The sequence below is a fragment of the Bacteroidota bacterium genome (assembly GCA_018698135.1).
In the GTDB taxonomy this organism is placed as follows: domain Bacteria; phylum Bacteroidota; class Bacteroidia; order CAILMK01; family JAAYUY01; genus JABINZ01.
In genome coordinates this window covers 1-5,882 of record JABINZ010000007.1, presented here as the reverse complement: position 1 = coordinate 5,882, position 5,882 = coordinate 1, and the positions used below count along the sequence as shown (strand labels likewise).

Annotated in this window: 5 protein-coding genes; 4 read left to right on the top strand and 1 reads right to left on the bottom strand. The window is 32.9% G+C overall.

The features are described from left to right. Nucleotides 1-842: hypothetical protein (locus HOG71_00445; protein ID MBT5989299.1), on the bottom strand; the 842-nt coding region annotated here is incomplete at its 3' end. A gap of 529 nt (nucleotides 843-1,371) precedes the next feature. On the opposite strand from HOG71_00445, the gene HOG71_00440 reads away from it, so the two are divergent. The 4 genes from HOG71_00440 to HOG71_00425 all read left to right on the top strand — a co-directional run. Next, nucleotides 1,372-2,619, top strand: a complete 1,248-nt coding sequence (locus HOG71_00440) for a site-specific integrase (GenBank protein ID MBT5989298.1) — start codon at nucleotides 1,372-1,374, stop codon at nucleotides 2,617-2,619. A 133-nt stretch (nucleotides 2,620-2,752) separates the two neighbouring features. Further along, on the top strand, nucleotides 2,753-3,061 hold the full coding sequence (locus HOG71_00435) for a helix-turn-helix domain-containing protein (protein MBT5989297.1): 309 nt from the start codon (nucleotides 2,753-2,755) through the stop codon (nucleotides 3,059-3,061). Between the two features lie 29 nt (nucleotides 3,062-3,090). Further along, a complete protein-coding gene (locus tag HOG71_00430) occupies nucleotides 3,091-4,227 on the top strand; it encodes a T9SS type A sorting domain-containing protein (protein ID MBT5989296.1) in 1,137 nt (378 codons plus the stop codon). A gap of 79 nt (nucleotides 4,228-4,306) precedes the next feature. Beyond that, nucleotides 4,307-5,882, top strand: a 1,576-nt coding sequence (locus HOG71_00425) for a hypothetical protein (protein ID MBT5989295.1), incomplete at its 3' end; no start/stop codon positions are given.

Genomic DNA, 5,882 nt, shown 5'->3' with positions numbered 1-5,882 from the left:
TTTTTACGCCACTCTCCAATCTTTATGGCCATCACTGTTTGCTCAATCTTCATCGGGCGGAAAGAAATATCTCCTGTAGCAGGATCTAAATGAAAACTACGTGGAAATGGTAGGTTTTTATTGGGGAATCCCCAGAAATAAAGCGGTTTATCGTAAGAATATTGACCAAGATAAGAAAGAGGACCACTGGCACTTCCCAATGGTTGGGTCCACTCATAACTCAATGAATCCAATAAACCTCCTGATCCTCCAATATCAATATCAACTACTCCATGGTTAAATACAAAGTTCTGTCCGATACAAATAATGGCAACAGGCGGATTGGTAAAACTTGGAGAGTTATCACATGGGGTGACACAGCGATCCAATAGAGCCTCTACATAAAAACTTGAACTTCCTGGATTACTAATGGTTGTAATAGTAACATTCCTGCAACACAAACTATAAGAAATAGCAACTTTGCAGCAACTTCCAGCATTACTAAGTACCACAAGTTTTTGATAGGTATATTGCTCAATACCATAAGGGAAAGCACAACTGCTAGTCACACAACGTGTACAACTTGCTCCACAGGTTGGGGTGATATCTATTGGTACTGGTTTAGCAATTGATAATGAGGCAATACTTGCTCCTGTAGTTGCGCATTTAATTGGAATAGAAGCTGATCCGAGGTTCACTCCATTACAGTCCCTATAAATCACTAGTTTAATTATAAAGCTATCCTGCCCAATACAGGTCCAGGTAATATCCGATCCCATCATGTGGGTAGCTTTAGCTGTTTGAAAAGAACTAAAACTGATGATAGAAAATAAAAACAAAGCAAAAATAATTGATTTTTTCATGATATTAATTTTAAATCTATTGCTGTAATTATTAAAACATTTACATACTATATTCTTTAGTATATTTTAACATTAAAAAGTAACCGCTGAAATGCAAATAAGGAGGGATTCAAACCCCAACCTCCTGATCCGTAGTTAGGTAATCTGTTTTACTGATTATCAATCCAGCATTGATGCACCTTAGGAAATATGTGCTTTTCCGGAAGCAAAGTCCGAAGTTACATACCAACTTTAGTTTTTAGTGGGAAAGAAAAGAAACGAATAGAATTGAAAGAAGATAGTAAATCCCAATCATATTGTTTACACCATATTTGCACTCATACAAAGAAAAAGGGTTTTCAATTACTTGAAAACCCTTTGTTTGTTGGGTGGGGCATACTGGATTCGAACCAGTGACCTCTTGCCTGTCAAGCAACAATATTACAGGGTGTGTAATTTCAAAAGTGCCCTAAAATGCCAAAAAACGCACAAAACTTTTTATTTGATTTCATAAAATGTTAAATAAATGCGATATTTGTTTGCAAATGGTTTGCAAATTAATAATAACATGACAACCACCACTAAAATTTTACTTGACCAAAGAAGACAAAAAAGCAATGGGACTTTCCCAATTATTATCAGATTATCTCATAATAGAAAAAGTACTTCTTTTCCATTGAATATTTTCGTGTTTGAATCAGATTGGGATTCTAAAAAATGCAGGATTAAAAAAGCATGCAAACATTTTGATAATCTTGACAGAGTAAATAATATGATTCAGAAAAAACAGACTGAATTTTCTGATAAAATTATTGAACTACGAGATAATAAACGTCTTAATGGGCTTACAGTTGCACAACTAAAGAAGATATTGAGTAATAGAAAAGGTGATCAATACTTTTGTGTATATGCAATTGAACTTGCAGAATCAATGGAGAGGAAAGGGGAGATTGGAAATGCTAAAGTTTACAGACATGCTGAAAGCTTTATCAAGCGTCATAATAAAAATTCAGATATCAAATTTGCTCAAATTACATATGGATTCCTTAAAAAGGTTGAGGAAAAATATTTATCCAAAGAGAGGTCTCTTAATGGATTAAGCACACAAATGCGTACTGTTAGAGCAATCTATAATAAGGCGATTAAAGAAGGCTTAGCAGCAAAAGCGGAGTATCCCTTTGAACACTACTCTATACGAAGTGAGGAGACTCAAAAAAGAGCTATAAGCAAAGATGATATAAAGAAAATAGAAGATGCTAAATTTCCAGAGGATTCTTCCTTATGGCATGCTAGAAACTATTTTTTGTTTAGTTTTTATTGTCGTGGAATGAATTTTATTGACATGGTATTATTGCAGAAAAGCAATATTGTTAATGGAATAATTATTTATAGACGTTCAAAATCAAAATTCAAAAAATTATATCGGATTAAGATCTCAAGTAAAGCACAAGAAATACTTGATCAATATATTCCATTTATTGAGGAACCTACTGCAAAGAGCTACATCTTTCCAATAATAAAGAGCAAAACAGCCCAAGAAATAAGGTTAGAGATTGAAAATGCTAGGGGACTGTATAACAAGAAGCTTAAAAAGATTGGAGAATCACTTGATTTACCAATCCCTCTTACATCATATGTCGCCAGACACACTTGGGCTAGTACTGCTAAGAAATTAGGGTTTTCAGTGGAAGTTATAGGAGATGGGTTAGGACACACCAATACAAAAACAACACAAATTTATCTTGAAAGTTTTGGAGATGACGTGCTGGATGATGCTAACGAGAGTATTATTGAATAGTAGGTATGAAAAGTCCAGTAATTTGTACCTTGCTTTCGGAAAAGCAGATTTTTCCGAAAGACACTTCAAATACGAGATATATTGATTAAATTTGGATATGACAAGAATACAAAAGGTAAATTAGTAAAAACTAATGAAGGTAATTACAATTGAAAGCATTGCTTATAAAAAGCTATTAAAAAAAATTGATAAAACTTCAAATGATATCCAAAAATTGACATCCGTAGTTACTGAATTAAAGGAAAGAGTAATACCTCAAGAGAATAGATGGATTGATAGTCGCGATTTATGTAAAATGTTAAAAGTTTCAAACAGGACGCTTCAAAAGTATAGGGATAAAGGGAAAATTTCTTTTATTAAATTTGATGGAAAGATACTTTATAAACCAGAAGATGTAATAAATGAAATAGAGAGGAGCTATTTCAAATCTCTTAAATCATAGCATGGAACTAGCACTAATAATGAAACTTAATGAAACAATTGCTCAGGAAAGTCTCCAATGCTGGAAACGACACCTACTTTGCACTTCCAACAGATCTTAAAGATGATCAAAGGAAAATTGATGTGATCGCAAGTACTTACGATATTGATATAGGAGCTTATGAGTATGAAGATCCTATGCCTAGTTATAGAATAACTGAAAATGATCCAACTATTAATAAGAATAATATTGAAAAGTTAATTCTATATCCTAATCCAACTAGTTCACAGGGGGGGATATATTTGAAAGCAGATCCTATGGAAGTAACATATATATACCAATTTCTTAACAATCTTGTTGTGGAAAACACTGCCGATAATGATGGTGGTGGAATCTACATGTTTGATATTTATGAGAATATATATACTCCTACAAATTCTGAAATCAATAGCAATACAATTGCTTACAATACTGCAACAAATGGTGATGGTGGAGGTTTGTATTCAACATATTCACCAACTTCTGGTCTTTTTTGGTTTAATAATAATCTAATTTATCACAATTCACCTAATTCTGGGAATGTTACTTACTTGGCTATAGCTAATGAAAGTTATCCAGCTTTTAAACATTGTGACATCGAAACTTCTAACTCTGGTGTAAATTTACCTGGTGATTGTTTTGACTCTGTTCCTTATTTTCATGGTTCAGGAAATTACAGGCTTCATTGGACATCTCGTTCTGCATCTCTTGATCAAGGTGATGCTAATTTGGTAAGAACCAGCATTGACCTTGATAATAATAACAGGGTTCTTTACACCAATATAGACCTAGGTTGCTACGAACACAACCGTGTTAATTTCCTGATATATATTGACGAGGAATTAATTAAACTTTTGAGTATTAAAGATGATTCTGATAATGAAGAAAATATTGATGAATTTAGTTTTATAAGTTATCCTAATCCTGTAAGAGAACAATTAACCATACTTATAAATATGGATAATGATGCACATCTCATAATTTCGGTATTTAATATGAATGGAAGGCTTATTTGGAACAAAAATGAATATATGGCTAAAGGAAGTCATGAAGTAAAATGGAATAAGCAAAATAATGCAGAAGGATTATACTTATTAAGAATCGTTTACGAGGATAAACACTATGATACAAAATTTTTTGTTGAATAATTCTAATTAATTGTCATTGCGGATCATAAATAAAAGTATTAATAATTGATCCGCAATGACCTATTTGACCTATTATATTATGAGAATATTAATAATAATAGTAGTTTCTTTCATTATTACAAGTAATAATGCATATGCCCAAAAAGAAGCCCGATATTGGTATTTTTCCGGTCACAATGGTATTGATTTTGGGAATGATGGCAAAAGTCCGGTTAAACTCACCAATAGTGCTATGAGTACTAATTATCCAAGTGGGACTATTTCTGATGCATATGGCAATTTGCTTTTTTATAGCAATAGTGTTTGGATTTGGAACCGAAATCATCAATATTTAAAAAATAGTTCATTAATCGGAGGTATTACATCTTGGACTCAAGGTGCATTGTTCGTACCTCATCCTGGGGATACAAACATCTATTATTTCTTTTATTATAGTGGAATACAGAGTTCTTACACAAGTTTATGTTATTGTTTAATTGATAAAAGAGGGGATAATAATCTTGGAGAATTAATCAGTAATGGCAATCAATTAACTAACGATAGCCCAGGAGGGAAATTAACAGCTGTCAGACATGAAAATAAATCTTCAATTTGGGTTATTTCTCATTCAAAGAAAGCTGACACATTTTACTCATTCTGCATTAATAAAAGTGGGATTGACCCAAATCCAGTAATTAGCCAAACTGGTCATTATTATGGTAAAGCCCCAGGAGGAGGATCGAATGTTAGAGGAATGTTGAAAATGTCACCAGACAATGCAAAACTTGTAGCTACCAGTGAAAACTTTGGTCTCGAGATTTTTAGTTTTAATAACAGGACAGGGAAGATTTCTAATCCAATATCCATAAACGAAAAGGTGAATTATTTTGGTGCAGAATTTTCGCCAAACGGCAAATATTTGTATTTAGCTACAAAAAATTCATCAACAGGTAGGGATTCTGTTTTTCAATTTGATGTATCTGTACTAAATAAGCAAAAAATACTGGATTCAAAAATTCTACTAGGGATATCAAAAATAGCTGGTTATCAACATTGGTTTTCAGCATTGCAATTAGGAACTGACGGGAAGATCTATGGTAATTTTGGGAAATATTTAACTATTATAAAATTTCCGAATAAAAAAGGCGCGAAATGTGGCTGGGTAGCTAATGGAATGAAATTCTTAACTGGAACAGGTTATGGACTTCCTGATTTTATCCAATCGTACTTTTTTATACCTGATTTTAATGCAGAAAATACCTGTTTTGGTGATACTACTTTATTAAGCTTAACAGATACGACCCATATTGATAGCGTGCTTTGGGATTTTGGAGATTTGGCTTCGGGTACTTTTAATTCATCCTCTCTGAAATTGCCATCACACAGGTTTAAGGACACGGGCATATATAATGTTATTGTTTATGTATGGCACGATCAGGGAGAAAAAGATACATTGGAAAGAGAAATCAGAATCAACTATTATCCCATTGCAAATTTCTCTATTAATGATACTTCTCAATGTTTATTTAATAGTAATTTTCTATTCAAGGATAGTTCTAGCATAGCAAGTGGTAAACTGGAATGGGAATGGATTTTTGGAGACAGCACTAAGTCCTTTGATCAACACCCAAACCATAGTTACCAGTTTGCAGATACATTTCCAGTAACCTTGATTG

Coding starts and splice junctions, on each gene's coding strand:
- HOG71_00435 (MBT5989297.1), top strand. CDS start 2,753: ATGAAGGTAATTACAATTGAAAGCATTGCTTATAAAAAGCTATTAAAA.
- HOG71_00430 (MBT5989296.1), top strand. CDS start 3,091: ATGAAACAATTGCTCAGGAAAGTCTCCAATGCTGGAAACGACACCTAC.